This is a genomic window from Desulfomicrobium macestii (assembly GCF_014873765.1).
GTDB classification, from domain to species: domain Bacteria; phylum Desulfobacterota; class Desulfovibrionia; order Desulfovibrionales; family Desulfomicrobiaceae; genus Desulfomicrobium; species Desulfomicrobium macestii.
This window is the reverse complement of sequence record NZ_JADBGG010000004.1, coordinates 90,940-113,646: the sequence shown is the minus strand read 5'-3', so window position 1 is coordinate 113,646 and position 22,707 is coordinate 90,940. Positions and strand designations below refer to the sequence as shown.

The 22,707-nt window shown below is 61.4% G+C and carries 24 protein-coding genes and 1 tRNA gene; 21 read left to right on the top strand and 4 right to left on the bottom strand.

Annotation, left to right across the window (positions count from 1 at the left end):
• Positions 1 to 47: 47 nt before the first annotated feature.
• The 18 genes from H4684_RS04080 (at position 48) to H4684_RS03995 (ending at position 13,713) form a co-directional block, all read left to right on the top strand.
• Complete coding sequence (locus H4684_RS04080; protein WP_092188765.1) at positions 48 to 521, top strand: CesT family type III secretion system chaperone; 474 nt, start codon at positions 48 to 50, stop codon at positions 519 to 521.
• On the top strand, positions 521 to 2,746 hold the full coding sequence (sctC, locus tag H4684_RS04075; protein WP_225940230.1) for a type III secretion system outer membrane ring subunit SctC: 2,226 nt from the start codon (positions 521 to 523) through the stop codon (positions 2,744 to 2,746). Before H4684_RS04080 ends, sctC begins: the two co-directional genes overlap by 1 nt.
• Positions 2,743 to 4,209: a type III secretion system inner membrane ring subunit SctD gene (gene sctD / locus H4684_RS04070; RefSeq protein ID WP_192622909.1), complete on the top strand. Its 1,467-nt coding sequence runs from the start codon at positions 2,743 to 2,745 to the stop codon at positions 4,207 to 4,209. Before sctC ends, sctD begins: the two co-directional genes overlap by 4 nt.
• Positions 4,202 to 4,414 (top strand): hypothetical protein, encoded by a 213-nt coding sequence (locus tag H4684_RS04065; RefSeq protein WP_092188769.1) that lies wholly within the window; start codon positions 4,202 to 4,204, stop codon positions 4,412 to 4,414. The genes sctD and H4684_RS04065 overlap by 8 nt, the downstream gene beginning before the upstream one ends.
• A gap of 45 nt (positions 4,415 to 4,459) precedes the next feature.
• A complete protein-coding gene (locus H4684_RS04060; protein WP_092188771.1) occupies positions 4,460 to 4,711 on the top strand; it encodes an EscF/YscF/HrpA family type III secretion system needle major subunit in 252 nt (83 codons plus the stop codon).
• Between the two features lie 10 nt (positions 4,712 to 4,721).
• Positions 4,722 to 5,090: a tetratricopeptide repeat protein gene (locus H4684_RS04055; protein WP_192622908.1), complete on the top strand. Its 369-nt coding sequence runs from the start codon at positions 4,722 to 4,724 to the stop codon at positions 5,088 to 5,090.
• A gap of 9 nt (positions 5,091 to 5,099) precedes the next feature.
• On the top strand, positions 5,100 to 5,714 hold the full coding sequence (locus H4684_RS04050) for a hypothetical protein (protein ID WP_192622907.1): 615 nt from the start codon (positions 5,100 to 5,102) through the stop codon (positions 5,712 to 5,714).
• A 19-nt stretch (positions 5,715 to 5,733) separates the two neighbouring features.
• Complete coding sequence (gene sctJ, locus H4684_RS04045; protein ID WP_092188777.1) at positions 5,734 to 6,552, top strand: type III secretion system inner membrane ring lipoprotein SctJ; 819 nt, start codon at positions 5,734 to 5,736, stop codon at positions 6,550 to 6,552.
• 84 nt (positions 6,553 to 6,636) lie between these two features.
• A complete protein-coding gene (locus tag H4684_RS04040; RefSeq protein WP_192622906.1) occupies positions 6,637 to 7,344 on the top strand; it encodes a hypothetical protein in 708 nt (235 codons plus the stop codon).
• The gene (locus H4684_RS04035) at positions 7,323 to 7,943 is read left to right on the top strand and encodes an HrpE/YscL family type III secretion apparatus protein (protein ID WP_192622905.1); all 621 of its coding nucleotides are present in this window, start codon (positions 7,323 to 7,325) and stop codon (positions 7,941 to 7,943) included. Before H4684_RS04040 ends, H4684_RS04035 begins: the two co-directional genes overlap by 22 nt.
• Positions 7,944 to 8,002: 59 nt before the next feature.
• Positions 8,003 to 9,319: a type III secretion system ATPase SctN gene (gene sctN, locus H4684_RS04030; RefSeq protein ID WP_092188783.1), complete on the top strand. Its 1,317-nt coding sequence runs from the start codon at positions 8,003 to 8,005 to the stop codon at positions 9,317 to 9,319.
• 2 nt (positions 9,320 to 9,321) lie between these two features.
• The gene (locus tag H4684_RS04025) at positions 9,322 to 9,810 is read left to right on the top strand and encodes a type III secretion protein (protein WP_092188784.1); all 489 of its coding nucleotides are present in this window, start codon (positions 9,322 to 9,324) and stop codon (positions 9,808 to 9,810) included.
• A gap of 23 nt (positions 9,811 to 9,833) precedes the next feature.
• Positions 9,834 to 10,463, top strand: coding sequence for a type III secretion HpaP family protein (locus tag H4684_RS04020; protein ID WP_192622904.1), 630 nt, complete (start codon positions 9,834 to 9,836; stop codon positions 10,461 to 10,463).
• An 11-nt stretch (positions 10,464 to 10,474) separates the two neighbouring features.
• Positions 10,475 to 11,602 (top strand): type III secretion system cytoplasmic ring protein SctQ, encoded by a 1,128-nt coding sequence (gene sctQ, locus H4684_RS04015; RefSeq protein ID WP_192622903.1) that lies wholly within the window; start codon positions 10,475 to 10,477, stop codon positions 11,600 to 11,602.
• Positions 11,589 to 12,242 (top strand): type III secretion system export apparatus subunit SctR, encoded by a 654-nt coding sequence (sctR, locus tag H4684_RS04010; RefSeq protein WP_092188790.1) that lies wholly within the window; start codon positions 11,589 to 11,591, stop codon positions 12,240 to 12,242. Before sctQ ends, sctR begins: the two co-directional genes overlap by 14 nt.
• A 12-nt stretch (positions 12,243 to 12,254) precedes the next feature.
• Positions 12,255 to 12,587, top strand: coding sequence for an STAS domain-containing protein (locus tag H4684_RS04005; protein WP_092188792.1), 333 nt, complete (start codon positions 12,255 to 12,257; stop codon positions 12,585 to 12,587).
• 8 nt (positions 12,588 to 12,595) lie between these two features.
• Positions 12,596 to 13,012 carry an ATP-binding protein gene (locus tag H4684_RS04000; protein WP_192622902.1) on the top strand — a complete coding sequence of 139 codons (417 nt, stop codon included), beginning with the start codon at positions 12,596 to 12,598 and terminating at the stop codon, positions 13,010 to 13,012.
• Entirely contained in the window at positions 13,012 to 13,713 is a 702-nt protein-coding gene (locus tag H4684_RS03995; protein WP_225940229.1) for a lytic transglycosylase domain-containing protein, read from the top strand. The genes H4684_RS04000 and H4684_RS03995 overlap by 1 nt, the downstream gene beginning before the upstream one ends.
• A gap of 136 nt (positions 13,714 to 13,849) precedes the next feature.
• Here H4684_RS03995 and H4684_RS03990 read toward each other — a convergent pair whose 3' ends face one another.
• The 4 genes from H4684_RS03990 to H4684_RS03975 form a co-directional block, all read right to left on the bottom strand.
• A complete protein-coding gene (locus H4684_RS03990) occupies positions 13,850 to 15,277 on the bottom strand; it encodes a GGDEF domain-containing protein (protein ID WP_192622901.1) in 1,428 nt (475 codons plus the stop codon).
• A gap of 23 nt (positions 15,278 to 15,300) precedes the next feature.
• Positions 15,301 to 18,810: a hypothetical protein gene (locus tag H4684_RS03985; protein ID WP_192622900.1), complete on the bottom strand. Its 3,510-nt coding sequence runs from the start codon at positions 18,808 to 18,810 to the stop codon at positions 15,301 to 15,303.
• Between the two features lie 46 nt (positions 18,811 to 18,856).
• On the bottom strand, positions 18,857 to 19,312 hold the full coding sequence (locus H4684_RS03980; RefSeq protein WP_192622899.1) for a type III secretion system chaperone: 456 nt from the start codon (positions 19,310 to 19,312) through the stop codon (positions 18,857 to 18,859).
• A gap of 383 nt (positions 19,313 to 19,695) precedes the next feature.
• Positions 19,696 to 19,772: transfer RNA gene (locus H4684_RS03975), tRNA-Pro, on the bottom strand.
• A gap of 95 nt (positions 19,773 to 19,867) precedes the next feature.
• Here H4684_RS03975 and H4684_RS03970 point away from each other — a divergent pair.
• The 3 genes from H4684_RS03970 to H4684_RS03960 all read left to right on the top strand — a co-directional run bounded on the left by H4684_RS03970 (position 19,868) and on the right by H4684_RS03960 (position 22,674).
• Positions 19,868 to 20,650, top strand: coding sequence for an SAM hydrolase/SAM-dependent halogenase family protein (locus H4684_RS03970; RefSeq protein WP_092188802.1), 783 nt, complete (start codon positions 19,868 to 19,870; stop codon positions 20,648 to 20,650).
• Positions 20,647 to 21,375 (top strand): adenosylcobinamide-GDP ribazoletransferase, encoded by a 729-nt coding sequence (locus tag H4684_RS03965; RefSeq protein WP_192622898.1) that lies wholly within the window; start codon positions 20,647 to 20,649, stop codon positions 21,373 to 21,375. The genes H4684_RS03970 and H4684_RS03965 overlap by 4 nt, the downstream gene beginning before the upstream one ends.
• A gap of 216 nt (positions 21,376 to 21,591) precedes the next feature.
• Positions 21,592 to 22,674, top strand: coding sequence for an NAD(P)H-dependent flavin oxidoreductase (locus tag H4684_RS03960; protein ID WP_092188806.1), 1,083 nt, complete (start codon positions 21,592 to 21,594; stop codon positions 22,672 to 22,674).
• The last annotated feature ends 33 nt before the right edge of the window (positions 22,675 to 22,707 follow it).

Genomic DNA, 22,707 nt, shown 5'->3' with positions numbered 1-22,707 from the left:
AAATAAGGGCCTTGGCCCAAGAGTTTCACGTTCTACAAGGAGTTCACATGACCTTGCCCCAACAGGCCGCCGACGCCATCACCTCGGCTGCAGGCTGGCAACCGGCCCGGCCGAACGACGACGGCGTGTTCCGCTTCCGCCTGGAAGGAGACCTCGAGATGGATTTTTTCTCGCCCGACGGGCGCACCGGCATCTTCCGCTCCACCCTGGCCACCCTGCCGGACACGGAAGCCGAGGCCGATGCGCTACTGAAGACCTGCGCGCAGCGCGCGGTGGCCGCCTCCCGGAAGCGAAAATCCATTCTCTCCATCGACACCGGGCGCCTGCAACTGCATCGCGCCGTCAGGCTCGACGGGCTTCCGCAGGACATGCTGGCCCGAGTAGCCTCCGACGAGGCCCGGGCTTTCCTGAACGACCTCGCGTGGTGGCAGGGCCAGACCGGAGCAAAACCCGGACAGGCCGCCGCGCCGTCTCCCTTCAGCCTGTCCGGATTCGGCGGCTCCTGGTCTCCGGGACGTTGATGGGCATGGTCATTCATCCGCCTTCACGCTTCCTGCGCCGCGCGGCAGTCCTCCTGGTCCTCGCCCTGGCCGTCCTGACGGCGGCCCCGGTCCCGGCCGCCCTCGGCTCGCCCATGCTCAACGGCATCCGCCACCGTTCCGAACCCGGACACACGCGAGTGGTTCTGGATGTCAGCGCACCGGCGGACTTCACGCAGGCCCTGGAAGAAAAAGCCGGAACACGGCGGCTTCGGATCACCCTGCGCGGTATCGGCATGGCCAAAGACGTCAAGCCCGAGCGCGCCGTCGGCGACGGCATCGTCTCGTCAATCCAGGCCACCTCCACCCCGGACTCAGGGGTGGAGGTCTCCATTGACCTCATGGCCATGGGCCGCCACCGCATCTTCACCCTGACAGGCCCCGACCGGGTGGTCGTGGACATGTACACGGCCCCGGCAGTGAAAAAGCAGCCGACGACCGCGCCGACGCTCGCCGGACTCTCGGTCGCCCCGGTCCCCGTGGCGTCCGGGAGCGGTTTCTCCAAACCCTTCAGTTACTACGCGGACCAGCAGGAACTCGCCACGGTGCTCATGCACTTCGCCCGCGCGCAAGGACTTGGGGCTTCCCTGTCCGCCGGGGTGACCGGCAAGATCAGCGGCCGTTTCTCCGACGTGCCCGCGGACAAATTTTTGCAGGGCATGCGCGCCGCCTTTGGCGTGTCCTGGTATCGCATCGGCAGCACCCTCCATTTCTTCAATGACGCGGAGATGACCCGCGCCTTCATCACCCCCAGGGCGCTGACGGCCGAAAAACTCTATTCCATGCTCCAGCAATCGGCCGTATTCTCACCGCAGCTTCACCCTGTCCTGGCACCGGACGGGAACATGATCGTCGTTTCCGGTCCCCCGGAATACATCAACCAGGTCATGAGCGCCGTGACGGCCTTCGAAGAGGCCCAGACCGGGACCGTTGTAATGCGCGTCTTCCCGCTCAAGTACGCCTGGGCCGAAGACATCACCGTGAACAGCATGGACAAGACCGTGACCATACCCGGCATCGCGAGCATCTTGCGGGCCATGCTGAACGGAACGCCCGTCTCGGCCACGCGTGTGACCCAGCAAAAAGCAACGCTGGACACACTCTCGGGCACAGGGCTGGCCGCCCAGGGCCGGGAGTCAGAACAGCCGGAGCAGGCCGCGCAGCCCGAGGCGACCGGCCCAGGCGCCAACATCATGGCCGACCCCAGGGTCAACGCCGTTCTGGTCCATGACGCCGAATACCGCATGCCCTACTACGCCAAGGTCATCGAAGACCTGGACAAACCCGTGGAACTCGTCGAGATCCACGCGGCCATCGTGGACATCGATACGGACTTCAAGCGCGACCTTGGCATCACCTACCAGGCCGCGGACGGTTCCAGCAAAGGCTGGGGATTCGGCGGCGAGCTGTCGTCAAGCGACGGCGCATTTTCCGCCCTGCCCGTACCCGGCTCTCCGTCCGGCGCGGGGCTGACCCTGTCCACCATCTACACCATGGGCTCCGACTACTTCCTGGCCCGCATCCAGGCCCTGGAAGAAGAGGGCGAGGCACGCATGCTCGGCCGCCCGTCCGTCCTCACCGTGGACAACGTGCAGGCCACCCTGGAGAACACCACCACCTACTACATCCCCATTCAGGGCAACGAAGCGTCGGACCTGTTCAAGGTCGAGGCGGGCACGGTGCTGCGCGTCACCCCGCATATCATCACGGAGCAGGACGGACGGCGCACCATCAAGCTGGCCGTGAACGTCCAGGACGATCAGAACAACAACAGCGAAGCCACGTCTACCACGACCATCCCCCCCATCAAGCAGACCAAAATCAACACCCAGGCCATCGTCGGGGCCGGACAGAGCCTGCTCATCGGCGGCTACTACTACGAGCAGAAGGGCAGCGCCGAAAGCGGCATCCCCATCCTCAAGGACATCCCGGGCGTAGGAAATCTGTTCAAGACCACGTCGAAAAGCAGCAAACGCATGGAACGGCTCATCCTCATAACCCCGAGGGTCATCAATCTGCAGGACATGCCCGCCATCCCCCCACGGGTGGATGATCCGGCCATGCGCCAGAGCCCGACCCAGGCGGACTATTCAGAGCGCCCGGCACCGCCCAAGCGTAGCGGTTGTGCGCACGCCGCCCCGACCGACGAGGCACTCGCGGCGCCGTTCAGACCCGCAGCCAGGCAGGCGGGAGGCTCCCAGCCATGACCCCGGCCGGCTCCATCCGCCTGCGAATCTTTTCCGGCCCCCACATGGGCGCGGAAATCATCCTGCCGCCCGGGGAACACCTGGTCGGCAGTGACGATTCCTGCGACATCATCCTGAGTGAGGGATTGGTGTCGCCGCGACACGCCCTGGTGCGGATCATCCCCGTCCAGGACGACTCGCCGCAGGCCGACATCCGGCCCGTGGACGACACAGTACTGATCGACCAGAGCCCGGCCGCTGCCGACGGCACTCCCTGGAGCCCCGGTTCACCGTGCCTGCTGGGCTCGACCATGCTGGCCTGGCTGCCGGCCGAAGACACGGCTGAAGCATGGCAGGAACTCATCGCCCGCCTCGCGAAACCCGCAGACAGCACCGACAGGCAGGCAACGCCCCCTTTGGCAACCGACACACCGGTCGTCGAAGCCGGAACGGATCAGGCGCCAACAGAATTGGCAAACGCCGACTCCGTTGACTCCGAAGCGACGCCGCCCCGACCCCGAAGCCGGACCGCAGGCAAGATCATACGCGCCCTTGTGGTCCTGCTCTGCCTTGGCTCCCTGGCCGTATCCTACGAATTTTCAACCCGGCCGACCGGCGTCAGCCAGCAAGAACTCACTGAAATTCTGAAAGAAAGCGGGTTCACAAGCCTCTCGGTCCAACGCGACGGAGAGATCCTGGAGGTACGCGGGGAAGTGGCGGACGACCACGAACGGGCCCGTTTGCTCAGGCTGGCCCAAAGTCTGCAATCACCTGTTCAACTCGATGTCCACGTGCGTGCGGACCGGATCGGGGCCATCGCCTTCGCCTTCAACAGCCAAGGACTGTTCCCGGAGATCTTGAAGACCGAGGAAAGCAACGGCTACCAGGTGCGCGGCTACATGCGCAGCAGTCAGGTGGAGGAAGCCGCCTTCGCCGCGGCGCTGGAGGATTTCCCGGCCAACATGCGTCCCCTGCTGGTGCGGGACATCATCCATGCCGACGCAGTGGATGGAGTCCTGCGCCCCCTGCTGGCCCGCACGGGCATGGACTTCGTCTCGGCCGACTACCGCCCCGGGATGGTCCTCTTCTCAGGGACTTTTTCCGAAGCCCAACGCAGCGTGCTTGAGTCGGTCATGTCCGAGACGCAACAAGCCCTCGGCGTTCCGGTGCCTTTCAGAATTGTTGCCGCGACGCAGGTCACGCTGACCAGGGCTGCAACTCCCGCGAACACGACATCGGCCATGCCCATGGCTGCCCCGAGCCCCATGGCGGCAGAACCTTCCGAAGCGAGCATCGAGGGGCTTCAGGTGACGGGCGTGACCCTCTCACCCATGCGCTTTATCTCCGTACACACGGGTGAACGGGTTTTCGAAGGCGGATTGCTGCCCACGGGGCACACCCTGGAAAGCATCGATGACAAGGAACTAAGGCTCCGCAAAGACGGGGTTGTAACCATTTACAGACTGCGAGGCACCAATGAATGAAGCTTTTGTCTCGGTCCTGGACATACTGGAGAACGATCCATCGGGTGCGGGCCTAAAGCCCATCCGGGAAGACCTTCTGAACATGGACATGGACATCCGTAGAAACATGGACCGGGGTCTGGCACCGGATGAAATGACCACGGCCCGGACGTCGCGCGCCATGATCCAGGCCGCGGAGAGCATCCTGAACAAGCTCTCATCCTGATCTGAAAAACGCAGCCTGCCGCACCGGCGGGCAAGGAAGGTACATATGGCTATTTCAGGAACCCCCGGACTGAACCTGGGCAATCTCTTCGACAAGAGCATGGAAGCCGTGAGCAAGCGCGGCGCGAACATCGAGCAGAAAATGAAGGAGCTGCAGAACAGTGAGTCTGCCAGCCCCGAGCAGATGGCCATGCTCAATTTCGAACTTGGCCAGTACAACGCCATGCTCGAATCCCTCTCCACCGTCACCAAGAGCATGAACGACATGCTCAAAAGCCTCGCCCAGCGCGCGGGCTAGGGAGAAACCCATGCTTTCCACGGAACACAGACAACGCCTCCTCGACATCGCCAACGCAGGCTGCTCCAAGGGCCTCGTAGTCGAGGCGCGGGCCATCTACGAAGGCCTGCTGACCCTGGACCCGGAAATGGCTCCGGCCAACATCGGTCTGGCCTTGAGCCACATCGTCCTCAACGAGTTCACCGAGGGCGAGGAACTCCTGCGGGAGAAAGTTCTGGCTGCCGACCCGGCCGACCAGGAAGCCCGCGCCATGCTCGGCCTTTGCCTCACCCTGGCCGGACGGTGCAATGACGCCGAGGACATACTGGAACCCCTGTCCCGCGAAGGCGGTCCCAGAGCCGAACTCGCGACGACCCTGCTCGAACGCGCTCGTCAGTAGCAGACACCCATGGAACTGGGGTCCGTTGCCAACCTGGCCAGTCGGCTGCTCGCCGCCCTGGAAAAAACCGGAGTCTCCAGCGGCGCGGAGCTGCGCTCGGACTTCGGCCCCAGTGGGCAACCGGACCCTGAACTTGTACGCGCCTTCGAGGAAGCCATGGAGCGCGGCCCCGAGCCCGTTTCCCCAGGATCATCCGGGACCGACGACGCTACGGGATTAAACGAGCAGGCCCAGATCGACGTGCAGCCGACAGAGCAGACCCAGTTCCAAACGGAGGCCGTGCCAAACGGTCCCCAGGCCATGGACGCTCCGGAGGCCCCGGAGAAAATCGCCGACCAGTCCGAGGGCTTGCGCACGGCGGAAACGAATGGGTTCGCTCCACGAGAGGCTGCGGCTACGGATGCAGCCCCCCAGACGGATGCTTCGTCCAGGGTCGAGGCCTCGGACGGGCTGCGCGAACTTGAGAATATCCTGGGTCGCATCGAGTCGGGCCAACTGCGTGCCGAGGACCTGTTCCGCATGCAGTATCTCGCCGGGATGCTCAAGGTACACGCCGAAAGCGGCATGAAAGCCTCGCAAAAAATGGCCCAGGGGTTCGAAAGCCTCCTCAGACAAAAGGGATAACAAACACAAGGATTGCACGGTGCCCACACCCAACGTTTCAACTCCCCGGGGCCGCTTCCCCCTGCCCGGTCGGCTCATCCCGGCCATTCTCGTGCTATTGCTCTGTCTCGTCCTGGCGGGATGCCAGGTCGAAGTCTACCGGGAACTGAGCGAGGAACAAGCCAACTCCATGCTGACCGTTCTGCTCAAGCGGGACATCCAGGCCAAAAAGGTGGCCGAAGGCAAGAAAGGCTTCTCCATCACCGTCGATGAGAAAGAGCTCGTCCAGGCCCTGGAGATCCTCCAGGAAAACAACCTGCCGCGCGGCAGCTTCACGGACATGGGACAGATCTTCTCCGGGCAAGGCATGATCTCCTCTCCGGCCGAGGAACAGGTGCGCCTGGCCTACGCCATCTCCCAGGAACTCGCGGACACCTTCTCGCGCATCGACGGCGTGCTCACTGCCAGAGTGCACGTGGTCCCGGCCGGAGTCGCCCAGGCCGGTGAGCACCAGAACCTGCCGTCGGCGGCCGTATTCATGCGTCACCTGCCGGATTCCCCCGTGACCAACCTCGTGGCCCGGGTGCGCGAGGTCACGGCCAAGGCCGTTCCGAATCTCGACCCCGAACGCGTCTCGATCATGCTGGTTCCGGCGCGCGAATCCGTGAGTGTCCCCATGGTCGCACAGGAACGCTTCCTGGGCATACCGTACAGACCCGCCGACGGTCCGCCGTTTGTCCAGGCCCTGGCCCTTCTGGTCGCGGCCCTGTGCGTCAGCGGGGGCATCCTCTTGGCGGGGTACGAGCTGTACCGTCGCAATCAGCGCCGGAAGGATCCAAAGGCCGCCCTGCCCGAGTGAACCGGCGCGATCCAAACGGATCAGCGTTCCCGACACCAGCTCGGCGGACTCCTTCGCAAGTGACCCGTGACGACAAGGCAACGCATGCACAAAGACTTTTTTGTCCACATCATCCGGCACAAGCCGCAGCTCTTTCAATCCATGCTCGCATTCAACGGGCAGGATGAACTGCGGTCGACCAAGACGCCGGTCGGCCTGCTCCGGATCCAGGGCTTGGCCGCAGAGACCCTGTGGGCTCACGGGCGCGCTCGACGCCGCCTCGTCGACTACGTCACTTCCGACGGACCGAGCCACTTCTGGGACTTCGCGGAGGAATCGCGTCGGCTGGCCCTTCTGCCGCCGGAACTCCTGGACCGGGCCGTGCTCCAGTTCGGCGTGGCCCTGCATGCCGACGAACTGTCCCATCTCATCGCACGCGAGGACGTCCTGACCGCGCGAGGGGAAATAGGCCCGGAACTCTTTGCCTATGCCCTGCAACGCGGCAGATTCCAGGCAGGATCACTGGCTGGCCTCTTCGGCGACAGCCACGGCGGCCTGGCCGCGCGCATCCGTCGGCACGGACGCCAGGCCCTGTCCCTGTGCAGCTCCGTCTGGCCCCGGGAACTGCTGGACATCTGCGCCACCCGATTCGCCGAACTGGCCCCGGCGTTCTCCGCCGTGGGCGCCCCGGACAACATGGACACGGACCTGGACGAGACTCTCCCGGCCGAAGCCAGACGAGCCGTATGGTTTGGATTCAAGAAAATTCTGCTCAAGGAGGTCGCGCCGCAATGGGCTCCATGTTTCGACTAACCAAGGACACGATCTTGCCCCCGGCCGGCCTGCGGGTGCTCAAGGCCGCGGACGCCGCGACCCTCCATTCGTCCCAGCAGATCCTCGACGCCGCGCGTGAGCGGGCGGAAGCCATCGTGCGCGAGGCCGAAGAAGTTTACGAACAGCAACGCCAACAGGGCTACGAGGACGGCCGGACCGAGGGCAAGCTCGCACACTCCGAGAAAATGCTTGAAACGATCATGTCCTCGGTGGAGTTCATCGAAGGCATCGAATCGACCCTGGTCAACGTCGTCGGCCAAGCCCTCCGCAAGATCATCGGAGAACTCGACGACGCGGACCGCATCGTGCGCATCGTACGCACGGCCCTGATGGGCGTACGCAACCAGCAGCACGTCACCGTGCGCGTTGCCCCCGCCGACGCCGCAGCCGTGGAGAAGGCCCTGGCGGCCATGTTGCAGGCCGCCCCTGGTCGAACCAGTTTCCTGGACATCGTGCCCGACGCGCGCCTCGAACGCGGAGCCTGCCTCCTCGAAAGCGAACTGGGCGTGGTGGACGCCAGCCTCGAAACCCAGTTGCGGGCCTTGGAGAATGCGCTGCAGGCCCGCATCAACGCCTGATCCGCGCAGCGGGCCGGCATAATCCGCGCGGCCCTCGGCTGCACGGAAGGAGAACGGGAATGGCATTTGAATATATCGGCGCTCTCTTGGAGGAGACGGTCCAGAACACCAGTTCCGTGGAGGTCCGAGGCCGCGTGGAGCAGGTCGTTGGCACCATCATCCGGGCCGTGGTGCCCGGGGTCAAGGTGGGCGAGCTGTGCATCCTGCGCAATCCGTGGGACAGCTGGACCCTCAAGGCCGAGGTGGTGGGCTTCGTCAAACAGGTAGCCCTGCTGACCCCCCTGGGAGATCTGCAGGGCATCTCCCCTGCCACGGAGGTCATTCCCACCGGCGAAATCCACTCGGTTCCCGTAGGCGAAGACCTTCTGGGCCGTGTGCTTGACGGCCTGGGCAATCCCATCGACGGTGGGCCGCCGCTGAAACCTCGCACCCGCTACCCCGTGTACGCCGACCCGCCCAATCCGATGTCGCGGCGCATCATCGACCGCCCCATGTCCCTGGGACTACGGGTCCTGGACGGGATGCTGACCTGTGGCGAAGGGCAGCGCATGGGCATCTTCGCCGCAGCGGGCGGCGGCAAGAGCACCCTGCTCTCCAGTATCATCAAGGGCTGCTCCGCCGATGTCTGCGTGCTGGCCCTCATTGGCGAACGCGGCCGCGAGGTGCGCGAGTTCATCGAACACGACCTCGGGCCCGAAGGCCGCAAGAAGGCGGTGCTGGTGGTCTCCACTTCGGACAGATCGTCCATGGAGCGCCTCAAGGCCGCCTACACGGCCACGGCCATCGCCGAATATTTCCGCGACAAAAGCCGCAGCGTGCTGCTCTTGATGGATTCCGTGACCCGCTTCGGACGCGCCCAGCGCGAAATCGGCCTGGCCGCAGGCGAACCGCCCACCAGGCGCGGTTTCCCGCCATCGGTCTTCTCGACCCTGCCGAAACTCATGGAACGTGCCGGCACGTCGGACAAGGGCTCCATCACGGCCCTGTACACGGTGCTGGTTGAAGGCGACGACATGACCGAACCCATCGCCGACGAGACCCGCTCCATCCTTGACGGGCATATTGTCCTGTCCAGAAAGCTGGCCGCATCAAACCATTACCCGGCCATCGACGTGCAGGCCAGCGTCAGCCGCGTCATGAACGCCATCATTTCCAGCGAACACAAGGAGTCCGCCCAGAAGCTGCGCAAGATCCTGGCCAAGTTCGCGGAGGTCGAGCTGCTCGTGCAGATAGGCGAATACAAGAAGGGTTCGGACCGGGATGCCGATGACGCCTTGAGCCGAATCGACGCGGTAAATACGTTCCTCAAGCAGGGCCTGTCCGAGAAAAGCACTTTCGAGGAGACCCTGCAGGCCATGCACAAGGTCGTGGCCTGACCATGGCTCGCTACCCCCTGGCCCCTCTGCTCTCGGTACGGCAGTACAGGGAAGAAGCCGCTCAGAACCTGCTGCGACAGGCCGAGCGGATGGTCCGAGAGGCCGAAGCCACGCTGCGGGAACGCGAAAAAGAGCTTGAGCGCTATCGCATCTGGCGCGTAGAGGAAGAGGATAGGCGCTACGAGGCCATAATGGGACAACTTTTGAGCCTCGACGACCTTGAGGCTTTCAAGGCCGGACTCGGCCGCCTGCGCGATGCGGAACTTCTGCGCGAGGAGGACGTGACCAAGGCCGAGCAGGCCCTCGTCAAGGCCCGCCAGGCAGTGACCGACGCCAGGAGCGGCCTGAACAAGGCCCGTCGCGACACGGCCCGCATTCTGGCCCACAAGAACATATGGAATGAAATGACCCGCCGGGAAGCCGAACGGAAGGAAGACCTGGAAAGCGAAGAATTCAGGCCCCTGCCCATCGGTACGGGCGATGACGCCTGATCCCGGTCAGGAAGGACAAGAATATGCCGGATTTCATGAAAGTCGACTCCACACGCCTCGAAAGGGCTGGCGCGGGAGAGGAAAAGCCCGGACCGCAGCAACCCGACAAAGACTCGGTGCAGCGTTTCCAAGATTCCATGGACACGAAAGGAAAGGATCGCGAAGCCCGATCCGGTGACACTCCCACGAAAGCATCTGAAAACGCCCCGGATGACGATGCCCCCGGCCAGATGCCGTCCCTGCCCCTGAATGACCTGTTCAGCGGACGCATGGCGTCGATTACGCCCGGTGCAGCCCGGCCTGAAGCGCCCATGCCGCCCAGCGAACTGGCCGAGAAGCTGGTGGAACGCATCCTGGTCGGCCAGACCGCGGACGGTGGACAGGAAGTGCGGCTACGCCTCGGACCCGACGTATTGCCCGGAACGGAAATCCGTATGACCAAAGGCCCCGACGGCACCCTGCAGGTCGTTCTGGTCACGGACAACGCTTCGTCCTTCCAGACCCTTGTCGCGGCGCAAAACGACCTCAAGGCCAGGCTGGAAAATCTGGACAGTCCGGTGCGCATCGACATCACCTCCGAAAGCGGTGCGGAAGACAACGACAGCAATCGCCGTTCAAGGGGCTGGGTCCCCGAAACCGATGAACCCCGATGACAGGACCAACCATGCCTGAACACACGTCCGCCGTGTACGCTCCTCCGCGCCTGGACCCGCTCCAGGCCCACGTGGACAACATGCTTCTAACCCGCGAGCAGCCGTGGGCCGTGGTCGTCGGCCATCGCCCCGCCACGCTGCGGGCGGTGCCTGCGCCCTTTCCCTTCAAGGTCATGGGCTCGCTACGCCTGCACTGCGCCGGGGGCGCCTGGCGCGTGGAGCTGGGCGACACGGATTTCATACGCCGCCATCCCGCCATCGCCGAAGTTCCGCTCTGGACAGACCTGCCCGGGGCCGTACGCCTGGCTGTGCTGGACCTGATCCTTGGCACCTTGCTTGAGCCCCTGCAACGACTCATGGGCAACGCCGTCACCCTGGGCGAAGCCACGCTCGAACCCGGCGAGACCGAGGACGACAATCCGGCCGCATTCGTGCACCTGATTCTTGAATTTTCCGACGCCGAGCATGACGATACACCCGTGCCCTTGCGCGTCGCCATACCGGACCGACAGTCCGCCCTGCTCCTGTGCGATCGCCTTGCGGACCTGCCGGTCCGCGGCGCAGGCCAGGGCGCGGAAGAGCATCCCGACCTGCCCATCGCGGTGTGCGTGGACGCGGGCAGCATGCGCATCTCCATCCGGGAGCTTTCCGCACTGGAGCAAGGCGACATCCTCCTACCGCCCGACTACCAAGGCGCACAGGGCAGGATCATGCTCCGTCCGTGCCCTCCCGCGACCGGACAGGCCAATCCTCCGGGCGGTGCTGCCGGCGTGCTGTGCACCGTCAACGACACCCAAGCCACGGTGGTGAACGCCGTGACGAATTTCCAGGAGATCCCCATGACCACCACAAATCCGTCCGAGACCACTTCTCCCGCCGAAGATCAGGCAGGACTGGATGTCGGCGGCATCGACGTCGAGCTCTGCTTCGAGCTTGAACGCCGCACCATGACGGTCGCGGACCTCGCGGCCTTTGTGCCTGGCTACACCTTCACCCTCGGCTGCGACCCGCTCTCGCCGGTGTCGCTACGCATCAACGGAGCCGTTGTCGGCACGGGACGCCTGGTGGACATCAACGGCGTGCTCGGCGTGCAGGTCGATTCGTTGGCCCGGAAGGGGGGACAGGATGGTCGGGGTTAATCCACTCTTTTTCATCTTCGGCATCGCGGCCCTTGGCCTGGCGCCGTTTATGCTCATGATGGTCACCTCCTACGTCAAGATCGTGGTGGTCACCTCCCTGGTGCGCAACGCCCTGGGCGTACAGCAGGTCCCGCCGACCATGGTCATGAACGGCCTGGCCATCATCCTCAGCATCTTCATCATGGCGCCCATGGCCATGAACACGGCAGCGCTTCTGGAGACCGCCGACATCAAGGAAAACCCGACCCCCGCGGAAGTCGGTCGGATCCTGGAGCACATCTCGCCGCCCCTGCGCAAATTCCTGTCAGCCAACGCCAACGAATCGGTGGTTCGGACCTTCATGAGCACGGCCAAGCGCATTTGGCCCCAGAATCTTCACGAACGCATCGCGCCCGACAACATGTTCATCCTGGTTCCGGCGTTCACCATTTCGGAGCTGACCAAGGCTTTCCAGATAGGATTCCTGCTCTACCTGCCTTTTGTGGCCATAGACCTCATCATTTCGAACATCCTGCTGGCCATGGGCATGATGATGGTATCCCCCATGACCATCTCCCTGCCCTTCAAGCTCCTTCTCTTTGTGACCCTTGACGGGTGGGTGAAGGTCAGTCAGGGACTGCTCCTGAGCTACGCACAATAAATGGAGAAAGACATGCAAATCAACGTATCGCAGATACAGGACATCGTTGTCATCAAACCCAGCGGCAGCATGGACGCGACGACCACGAACATTTTCGTCAACGCCTGCCAGGAAAGCCTGGACGCCGGAGCGGTCAAGATCCTGATCGACCTGGCCGGTATCGAATACATGAGCTCCGCCGGCCTGCGCGGCATACTGACCCTGCTCAAGGGGAGCCGCACAAAAAAGGTCCCCGTGGCCTTCTGCAACCTGCAGCCCATGGTCAGCGAGGTCTTCAAGATATCGGGCTTCACCGCCATGATGCCGATCTACGACACTCCGGAAACGGCCCTGGCCAAACTCTGAGAGGAAACATGGCCGCTCTGACCGTGCCCGCCCGCATCGAGGAACTCAACTCAGTAAACGAGTTTCTGGAGAGTCGCATCCCGCCGGACTTCCAGGGCATCGCCTCCCACGTGCGGCTTGCGGCCGAAGAACTCCTGGTCAACGTCTTCACCCACGCCTACGACGGCGGCCCCGGCGAGGCCCGGGTGGAATGCCGCCCCGCGCGCCTGGACGGCCAGGACTACCTCTTTTTCAGCGTCACGGACTGGGGGCATCCCTTCGACCCCTTCGACGAGGCACCGAGGCCCGACCTCGACCTTGACGCGGACCACCGCCCCATCGGCGGTCTGGGGGTCCATCTGGTGAAATCCGTCAGCGCCCGCCACGAATACAGACATCACAACGGCGCGAACATCGTCGAACTCTACTTCGCCAAGCCCGAGTGATGCGCCCCCTCCGACACGCCGCCGCCACGCTGACCTGGGCCGCCCTGCTCGCCTCTCCGGCCCTGTCCGCGGACAGCCCAGGGCGCAGCATGCCCGGCATCCTCCAGGAGGAAATGAGCGTCTCCGAGCGCATGCCCCAGGTCGTGCGGCCCCTGCATGACGACGAAGCCTCGGCGCTCCGCGATCCCGCTCGCGGAACAGAGAACATGATCGAGCAGATGGATGTCTATTCCCTGTCCGATCACGCCCATCTCCTGGCCCTGCCGCGCATGGTTCCTCCCCTGCTCGTCACGGAGTCAGCCCAAGGGCGGGCGCACATGCCGACCATGGCCGAGTGGGACCCGATCATCGGGCACGGCAGCCGCGTCTCGGGCCTGGACCCGGGTCTCATCAGGGCCGTCATCCGCGTGGAATCCAACAACGATCCCCTGGCCATCTCCCCCAAGGGCGCCCAGGGCCTCATGCAGCTCATGCCCGGCACCCAGGCGCACCTCGGCGTGACCGACCCCTTCGATCCCCGCGCCAACGTTGAAGCGGGCAGCCTGTATCTGCGCCGCCAGCTGGACGCCTTCGGCACCCTGGAGCTGGCCCTGGCGGCCTACAACGCAGGCCCGGGCAACGTGCAGCGCCACGGCGGCATTCCCCCTTTTCGCGAAACGCAGGATTTCGTGCGCAAGGTCCTGGCGCTCTATACCCCTTAAGCCTTCGCACAAAAAAATACGCCCGTGTCAGGGATACGGTTTTTGGCAACGCCTGAAACCGGCCTGATCGGGCGCTTTGAAAAAAACAGACTGCTTCAGTTCATGCTGCCGGAATGAGCGTTCATCTCCCTTGTGTTCAAAGTTCCGCGCCGGCCAGCTCGACCCGATTCCTGCCCAGATTCTTGGCCTGATAGAGGGCCTGGTCCGCGGCCGTGATCGCCCCTTCCAAGTCTCCTTTATACTGGGCCACTCCAAAACTCGCCGTAACCCGGATCTCCTTGCCCGCGAAATAGTAAGTCGTGTCGGCGATGCGCGCGCGGACCTTCTCGGCGACTTCCAGTCCCCCTGCCGAGTCGGTATCCGGCAACAGGATCATGAATTCCTCACCGCCCCATCGGGCCAACGTGTCCTGCCCACGGATGATGCCCTTCATGCGCACTCCCGTTTCCACCAGAATGCTGTCCCCGGCATCGTGTCCGTGAGTGTCGTTGATCATTTTAAAATGATCGAGGTCCACGATGACGAGCGTGAAGGGCGTATTCTGCCTGCTGCTTCGGGCCACTTCGAGGTCGAGCCGCTCCTGGACGACGCGCCGATTGAAAAGGCGGGTCAGCGGATCGATGGTCGCGGCCTCCTGCAAAGCCTTTTGGGCCACAAGCCGTTCGGCCACTTCCTGGCTGAGCTTGTTGTTGACTTCCGAGAGATCGGAGGTGCGCTGACGAACCCGGATTTCCAGTTCGTCCTTGGCCTGGCGCAGGGAGTCGACGGCCGCTTGCGTCGTGCGCTGGGACAGGGACAGGCTGCTCGACATTTTATTAATGGCTTCGATGAGCCTGTCGAGTTCGTCATTGGTCTGAATGTCGAGCTGCTCGTCGTAGCGACCTTCCGCGATGGAGGAACAGCGGGAAATGGAAACGCGTATGGGTATCATGAATCGGTTGGCCAGGATTCGGGCCAGAACGAAGGCCAGGACAACGGCCGCGGATACCGCAACAGCACCGGAGATGCGCAGGGCGCTGTATTTTTCGCGAACCTGATCGGCGCGCATGTCGATGCCGACCAAAAACTGCCCCTTGGCGTTTTTGATCGGGGCGTAGCCCGATAGAAACGAGCCCCATTCGTCGGTGACGATCTCGTCGTCGACGATCATGGACGTGAAGCCTCTCTGCAAAGATGGCAGTACGTGGGCGTACTTTTTGCCCGGCAGGGCCTGTGCATTGGTTTCGTCGGAATCAATGACGAAGAAGATCTTCTCCGCCTCAAGGCGCATCACGTAAATGAAGGCGATGTCGGGGTTCATGCGTTTGAGGGTGCGCAACTGGTCGAGGGTGGCCACGTATTCGGGGCTGGCCATATCTTCCTCTGTACGGATGTGGCGCAAAGCCTCGGCGTCAAGAGTCTGGCTGATGAGCCCCGCGCTGGCCTGCAGGCGCTCCTTGAGCCCATCCATGAGGTTTTCCACAGCGCTCAGGTAGAAATACGTCCCTGCGGTGCCGGCGATGAATAGGACGATGAGAATGTGGCTCAGGAACAGTTTGGTGCGGACGGAAATGCGGATATTCATGCGGAAGCTACTCCTTGGCTCTCTTACTTTTTCGCCTCTCCCATCGGGAAGCGGGCATTCTTATAGGCGACAGGAGCGGTGAACACCCCTTTGCCACTCTTGTCGTCGGTGGGGGTAAAGGTCACCTTGTCTCCGCTCAGGCTCACGTCATACATGCGGGGCTCCTCGGTCAGGTCCGACTCGATAAGAATACGGGACATTATTCCGTCAACATCATGCGAAGCAACGACCCTCAGGGTCGTCCGCAACGAGTGTTGGTCAAACGGATGCCACGGAATCTCCACGCACTCGGCGAGGTACTTTTGCGCCTCCAAATTGATGCGCGTCTGAGTCGATTTAACGTTCAGATTGAAGGACTGGAGGGTCGAAAAGGTCTGAATCAAAGCCTGATGCAACTCATCGAATTTGGCGATGAAAGCCTTGTGCTTATCCTTGTCAGGGATGAACCGATCCAGTTGCAAGCCTTCGGCAGGGCTTAAAACATGCTCGCTGAACAGTCGTTCAATGGAACGGGCCACGACGGGATCAAGCCCTCTGGCTTTGGCGTCGACCAAAGCGGTCGTCAAGCGCCGCGTGTGGGTGAACAACTTGGTCATCTGCTTCTCGATATCCATCTGAATCCGAAAGTTCATCAGTGCTTCGGATTCCAGGATCATGGAAGTGGTCACCCGGGTCAGCGAAGACGGATTGTTCGGATCCACCACGCGGGACATTTGGCCGTACGTGCTGATCTTGTTAGCTTCTCCAAGTGCCGCTACTTCACGCGAATCAACATCACTCTGTGTCAGGTCGACGTTTCCGAGCAGAGGCGAAACACCCTTCGAAGCGTCAAGACCCAACGTCCCGACATTACGGGCGATATCAAACAACGCCGCATAGGCGTTGAACAGGGTCGCGCGCAGGTCCGTTATCTGCTGGGTCTGACCCACGGTGAACACGGTGGGATCATCCATATAACTCTGTTCCTGCCCTGCCAAAAATTCCATAGCCGGGAAGAAAGAGTGTACCGCCTTGCTCAGCGACTCCTGAGCTTCCTGACGCATCAGCCGCAGTTCCGGTGTCATTTCCTTAGTTCGGGACATGGTATCGGCATAGAGCATCAACTTGTGCGTATATTCGGAAAAGTTGGACCGCAATTCGTCGGCGTGGGACAATCCTGCTTTGGTCAAGGCGATAAAGGAGTCCTGCATCAGATTGACCACATCGGAGATACGGATACGCGCGGTGGTCATCTTGGACACACTCTCAAGCACTTCGTTCATGTGTCCCATGTTGTTCAGGCTGTCACGTCCCATGCCCACTGTGAAGCCCCAATCTTTCCACTCGTTCAAATCATCTTTGAGACTTTTGTACAGTTCAACTTTCTGTTGATCCGCAACGCTGTCGGTGGATAGAGACTTGTTGAGGGTATCCAGCAGACGTTCAAACATCGCCACGGTCTCTTGGCCGGGAATTTCGTGGGGGTGCGCCATGATAAAGTCGACAATGGCGTTGCAGTCGCTTTCCCATGCTCCCCGATCGACGCCTTCCGGACAGGACTGGCGTAGCATGTCCAATCCTTCGGAGGCCAACTGGCCCATGGCGTGCATGTTGATCATGCCATGGAGTTCAGCTTCCAGCCGCATCAGCCCTTGCAGTTCGGTATTCAGGGTCGCAAACAGCTTCGTCCGCTGATCCAGCCTGGCCTGTTTTCCGTCGATGCCGCTGAGAGCCGAAGCCATCTCGTAGGAATACGCCGTCTTGATATCTGTGATCCGTTCTGCCAGCTCTGAAAGCGTGCCGCGCAGCGAGGCTTCGTCCAGTTTGTCAGGATTCAGCGTGAGCGGCGTGCGCAGCTCGGCCAGCCGCTTATCCAGTTCAGAGATGCCGGTTTTGGGTGCCGAATTCCGATATTCCTGCATGTCCCTTCCGAACCGCTCGGCATCTTCCTGCATGCGCATTTTGCCGTTCTGTTTGAACTCTTCAATCTGCTGCGCACTCGGTTTGGGCACTGTGACCGTAAACGACGTGGTGGCATCAAGCCGGGTGAACAGCTTTTCAAAGCTCTGCACCGCGACACCTTGCAGTCCTTCGGTGAACTGAGCCGCGTTCGTCTTGATAAGATGCAGCGCAGGCAAATCCTTTGCGGAAATGAGCGAACCGGGTGCTTCCAGCAGGTGCCTGGTCATCACGGAACAGGCTTCGTGCCATGAGTTGCCATCCACTCCCGCAGGCGGCGTGTCGCCCTTGGCGGCCAACTGCCTGGCCAACGTAATGGCCGAAAGCTCCACCTCGATGCTTTTGAGTTCCTGGCGCGCGGCAACGAACTTGAGTGTCATGTCTTTAACCGAATTGACCGCGATCTGCGCCACTGCTCTGGCCCCCTTGGGCATTTCCGGACTTTGATTCTGACTGCGGATAAAATTGCGGATGAGGTCATCCGCCTTTTCGTCAAGCGGGCTTTGCAGGCTCTTGGTCTGCTCCAGTGTAGCGTTTTTGTAGAGGAAGAGTTTGGACAAATCGCGGTTGGCTTCTTCGGCCGAAACCAGCTGGGGCTGGTATTTGTCCACCGCCAACTGCCCGGCCATTTTGGCCGATTCCGTCTCCAGCGCCTTTTCGGCAATTTCCTTTCCCCGCTTGATGGTCGCGCCGATAATGGTGTCCAGCTCCTCCCGAACGGCATCGAACTTTTCCATTGTCAGTTTCGTTTCGGGGTTCAGGCCCTCTCGCAACAATCGGAGCTGGTCAGTGAATTCTGCCATTTCGGGGGCGCCGGTCTTGCACAATTGCTCCAGCCCGTTCAACTTCTCGCGCAGGAGCTGTCCGACACGCTGTTCTTTCGAGCCGAACAGACCCTTGAAAACGTCGCCCAGCTTTTGCAGCCCGGTTCGTTGGTCCACGGGTTCGGCCACGACATCAGGCAGGCTCGCATGAAGCAGCTTGTCGAATTGACGAACCAATGCGCCGTGGTCGCGCATCACGGGGTTGGGGTTTTCGTCCGGCATTCTGGCCATCACGGCAACGGCTGCTTTCATGCTGTTCAGCGCGTCGGGATTGTTCTTCATCAAACCGTTGATCAACCGCTGCAGGAAGAGCGACTCCGATGCTTCACGGTCCAGCCCGTACGAACGAGCCAGACTGTCGATTTCAGTTTCAAACGCGCTGAGTTCCTTGGCAATGCCGTCGATCAGGAGATTCTTTTCCTTCGCGATATCTTCCGAAAGTCCGGACTTGCCAGCGAGCGTCTGAAGATTGACAAACTTCCCGGCCATCCGGCCCAGGTTCACCTCGATGGCGTCCTGCGCCCGGCGCAGCTTTCCGGCTGAATGCCACCAATCGCACTTGTCGATGGTGGCTTTGAACACGCCTTCAAGCCCCGTGTTTGCCTTATGCGGCTTGTGCTGGGAGCGGCTCGAAGGAGACATGATTTCGGCCTTAACAATTTTATTGTCCTTCCCGATGGTAATGGGACGCTCGCCTCCGAGCTCGTCCATCTTAAAATTATCTTGCCGCAGTTGGACTCGCGACTCATTCGTACTAAGACCGATGCTCATAGTATCTCCTTACAACCTGTGCCGGTAGTATTCTCAAAATCACCCTTCAGACTCTGATAAAAGTACTGGGCGGCAGATCGGGCAGTTCGTCGCCGGGTAAAGGATCCTCGGTTGCTCCACTGGACAGTTTTTCTTTCCATTCGAGATACGTGGAAAAAAAGGCTTCAAACATTTCCACCCAGAGTTCTTCCGCCATTTCCGAAGTCGGCGCACGCATGAACAGGCACAACCGGTCCTCGGCATTCACCCCGAACGAGGCGTGGCCCGTATCGTTATACAGATAATGCGCCCGGAACAGTTTAAGCAACGTGTCACGCGACAGGATCGCGGCATCGTCCGTCAGCGCAGCAAAAACATGCAACCAATTCTTGGTGTCATCTTCTTCAAAATCAATGACGATGCTATCGTTCAGCCTGATTCTACAAAGCCCTAGTTCATTCAGGCATAACTCGGGAATGCCGAGACGTTTGCCGATATGTTGCACCATTTCGCTTGCAGTCATAGAAGTCCTCCGTGATATTTTGAGCACAAAATACGCCACACGTCAAAAAATACAATTATTCCAAATTAATAAAACTCAAGATAGAAAAATATTGGCGGTCCATTCAAAACCTGACCCCAACAATGTTGGCAATGCAGCGCCAACCGATGGCATTCAAGAAGACCAAAGGTTTGCTACCTACACGCTAGATGTGTTTCGTCGCACCATGCCAATGAGTCCGTCAAGTTCGGCTTAAATTTCCCTGACATGCATGGTGATGCAACCACAGCTGCCTCTATTTCTAAAGTGTTCGAAAATAGCACACTCACGCACTGCAGGGACGGCAAGTGCTCGAAAAATAAAAAAAGGCCTACAGATGATTTACCTGTAAGCCTTGTTTTTCCTGGTCGGGGCGAGAGGATTCGAACCTCCGGCCCTCGGTTCCCAAAACCGATGCGCTACCAAACTGCGCTACGCCCCGAAGAGCGCCGTATCTACACAGGCGCGCTCAACACTGTCAACAGGTTTCTCGATCGGGCTCTGGACAGGGTTTGAGCTTGGTCTTAGATACATCAAATGCGCCCGATTATCGTTCTACTCACTGACTTTGGTCTCCTTGATCCCTATGTCGGACAGATGAAGGGAGTCATTCTGCGTGAGGCGCCGGACGCGTGCATTGTGGATCTTTGCCACGAAGTGGTCGCGCATGACAGTGTCCAAGCCGGTTTTTTGCTGCAAGCCAGCCATCGTCACTTTCCGCCTCAAAGCATCTTTTTGGGAGTGGTCGATCCGGGCGTCGGATCATCCCGGTCCATTTTGCTGGCCCAGCGGGAAAATCAGTTCTTCCTGGCCCCGGACAACGGCCTGCTGTCGTTTCTGATCGACGAGCCCGTGTCATGGTGGCGGATTGACGCACAGGCCTTCGCCGCCGGCAACACCTTTCACGGCCGGGATATTTTCGCGCCCATCGCCGCGCGGCTGGCCCTGGGTGCGACACCGCAAGCCTTCGGATCGCGCGTCGCGCCGGACACGATCATGCGCCACGATCTAAGCTGGGCCGAAATCGGGGATCCCGTCGTTGACTGCACGGTCCTGCACGTGGACCGCTTCGGCAACTGCCTCTTGAACCTGCGCGCCGAACATTTTCATGAATCGCCAAAGACCTGGCTCCTCGATGACGGCAGAACCGTCGTCAAGGCTGTCGCCTACGCGAGCCTCGCTCCCGGACAGATCGGCCTCCTGGCGGGCAGTCAGGGCGTGCTGGAACTGGCGGTGAACCAGGGCGACTGCGCCCGTACCCTTGGCCTTGCCCCCGGCCTGAACATCCGCCTGACCCGAAAGGACACCCCGCACCCGTGAATCCGCTCAAAGACTTCCTCGTGGCCCTGACTTTCCTGACCCGCCTGGGCCGCGCCCATATCACCACCTCCGAGGCCATCAGCAAATCCATGCCCATGTATCCGATGGTGGGGCTGCTCCTCGGACTGATCCTGGCTCTTTGCTCCCGGCTCCCGCTCTCTCCTTGGGTCCTGGCCTGGATTCTGACCGGACTCAACATCTACCTGACACGGGGCCTGCACTGGGACGGCTGGGCCGACCTGTGGGATGGATGGGGCAGCGGCGCGACGGGCGAACGCTTCTGGACCATCGTCAAGGACAGCCACATCGGTGCCTTCGGGACCATGGGCCTCATTTTGGGCCTTGGGCTTCAGACCGCGCTCTTTGAAGCAGCCGTTTCCCGCGATGCATGGTCGGCGCTCATCCTTGCCCCTGTTTTTGGCCGGTTTTCCTGTCTGGTGCTGGCCCGCATGAGCCAAAACCTGTCCCGTCCGGGCCTCGGACAAAACGCCGTGCAGGGGGCGACGCGCTCTGCCCTGATCGTGGGCGGATGCACCACCCTGCTCCCGGCCCTGGCCCTGGCCCCGAGCCATCTGGCCGCGACCCTCGCGACGACCGTTGCCGTCCTGGCCGCGCTGCTGGCCCTGGGCCGCAAACAGGGAGGCGTGAACGGCGATTTTCTGGGAGCCGCCATCATTGCAGGGGAGATCTGCGTTCTTCTTCCCCTCTCCCTGCCGATCTGGTAAGTATTGGTACGTATCACACGTTTTTGAACGACTGTTCAGGACCTTAGCATAAGTCCGAAAACCATGCGTGCTGATCGGCAAATAACCAGGCCGAGGGGCCTTCATTGACCCCCCTTTTTTTTTGAGTTAGCAGCGCCACAAACGCCTTTATTAAGTGGTCACTCAAGCTCTTCACTTCCCGCCGACCACACGGCGCAATCCATACAGGAGAACACAATGGACTTCCCACAACTCAAGATCGGTGATCTTGTTGCAAAAATCCCCATCATCCAGGGCGGCATGGGTGTTGGCATCTCCCTTTCCGGGCTGGCTTCGGCCGTGGCCAAGGAAGGCGGCATCGGCGTCATCGCCGCCGCCATGATCGGCATGGGCGAGCCCGATATCGGAAGCAATTACCGCGAAGCGAACACGCGCGCCCTGGCCCGCGAACTGCGCAAGGCCCGCGAAGTGACCGACGGCATCCTGGGCGTGAACATCATGGTCGCCCTGACCAACTTCAGCGACTTGGTCAAGACATCCATCAAGGAAGGCGCGGACATCATCTTCGCTGGCGCCGGCCTGCCCCTGGACCTGCCCTCCTACATCAAGGACGGAGCCAAGACCAAGCTCGTGCCCATCATCTCCTCGGCCCGGGCCGCCAGCATCATCTGCAAGAAATGGCTGTCGAAGTTCGATTATCTGCCCGACGCCTTCGTGGTCGAAGGCCCCAAGGCCGGTGGGCACCTCGGCTTCAAGCCGGAACAGATCGACGATCCAGAATTCTCGCTTGAAAAGACCGTACCCGAGGTCATCGAGGCCGTGCGCGAATTCGAGGCCAAAGCCGGACGCCCCATCCCGGTCATCGCCGCGGGCGGCGTCTATGACGGCGCGGATATCCACAAGTACCTGCAGATGGGCGCGGCGGGCGTGCAGATGGGCACGCGCTTCGTGGCCACTCACGAATGCGACGCGGACATCAAGTTCAAGGAAAGCTACGTAAACGCCACGGAAAAAGACATCCAGATCATCAAGAGCCCGGTGGGCCTGCCCGGACGAGCGGTCAGCGGACCCTTTCTCGACGATGTGACCAGCGGCCTCAAAAAGCCTTTCAAGTGCCCGTTCCACTGCATCAGTTCCTGCGACTACACCAAAAGCCCTTATTGCATCGCGCTCGCCTTGGTGAACGCCAAGAAGGGACAGCTCAAGCACGGTTTCGCCTTTGCGGGCGCCAACGCATACAGGGTGAACGCCATCATCTCCGTGAAGGAACTCATCGAGTCCCTGCGCCAGGGCTATATCGCGGCCGCCAGCGCCGCCTAGCATCCAGCGGCCATAAGCTTCACGAAGCCCGGC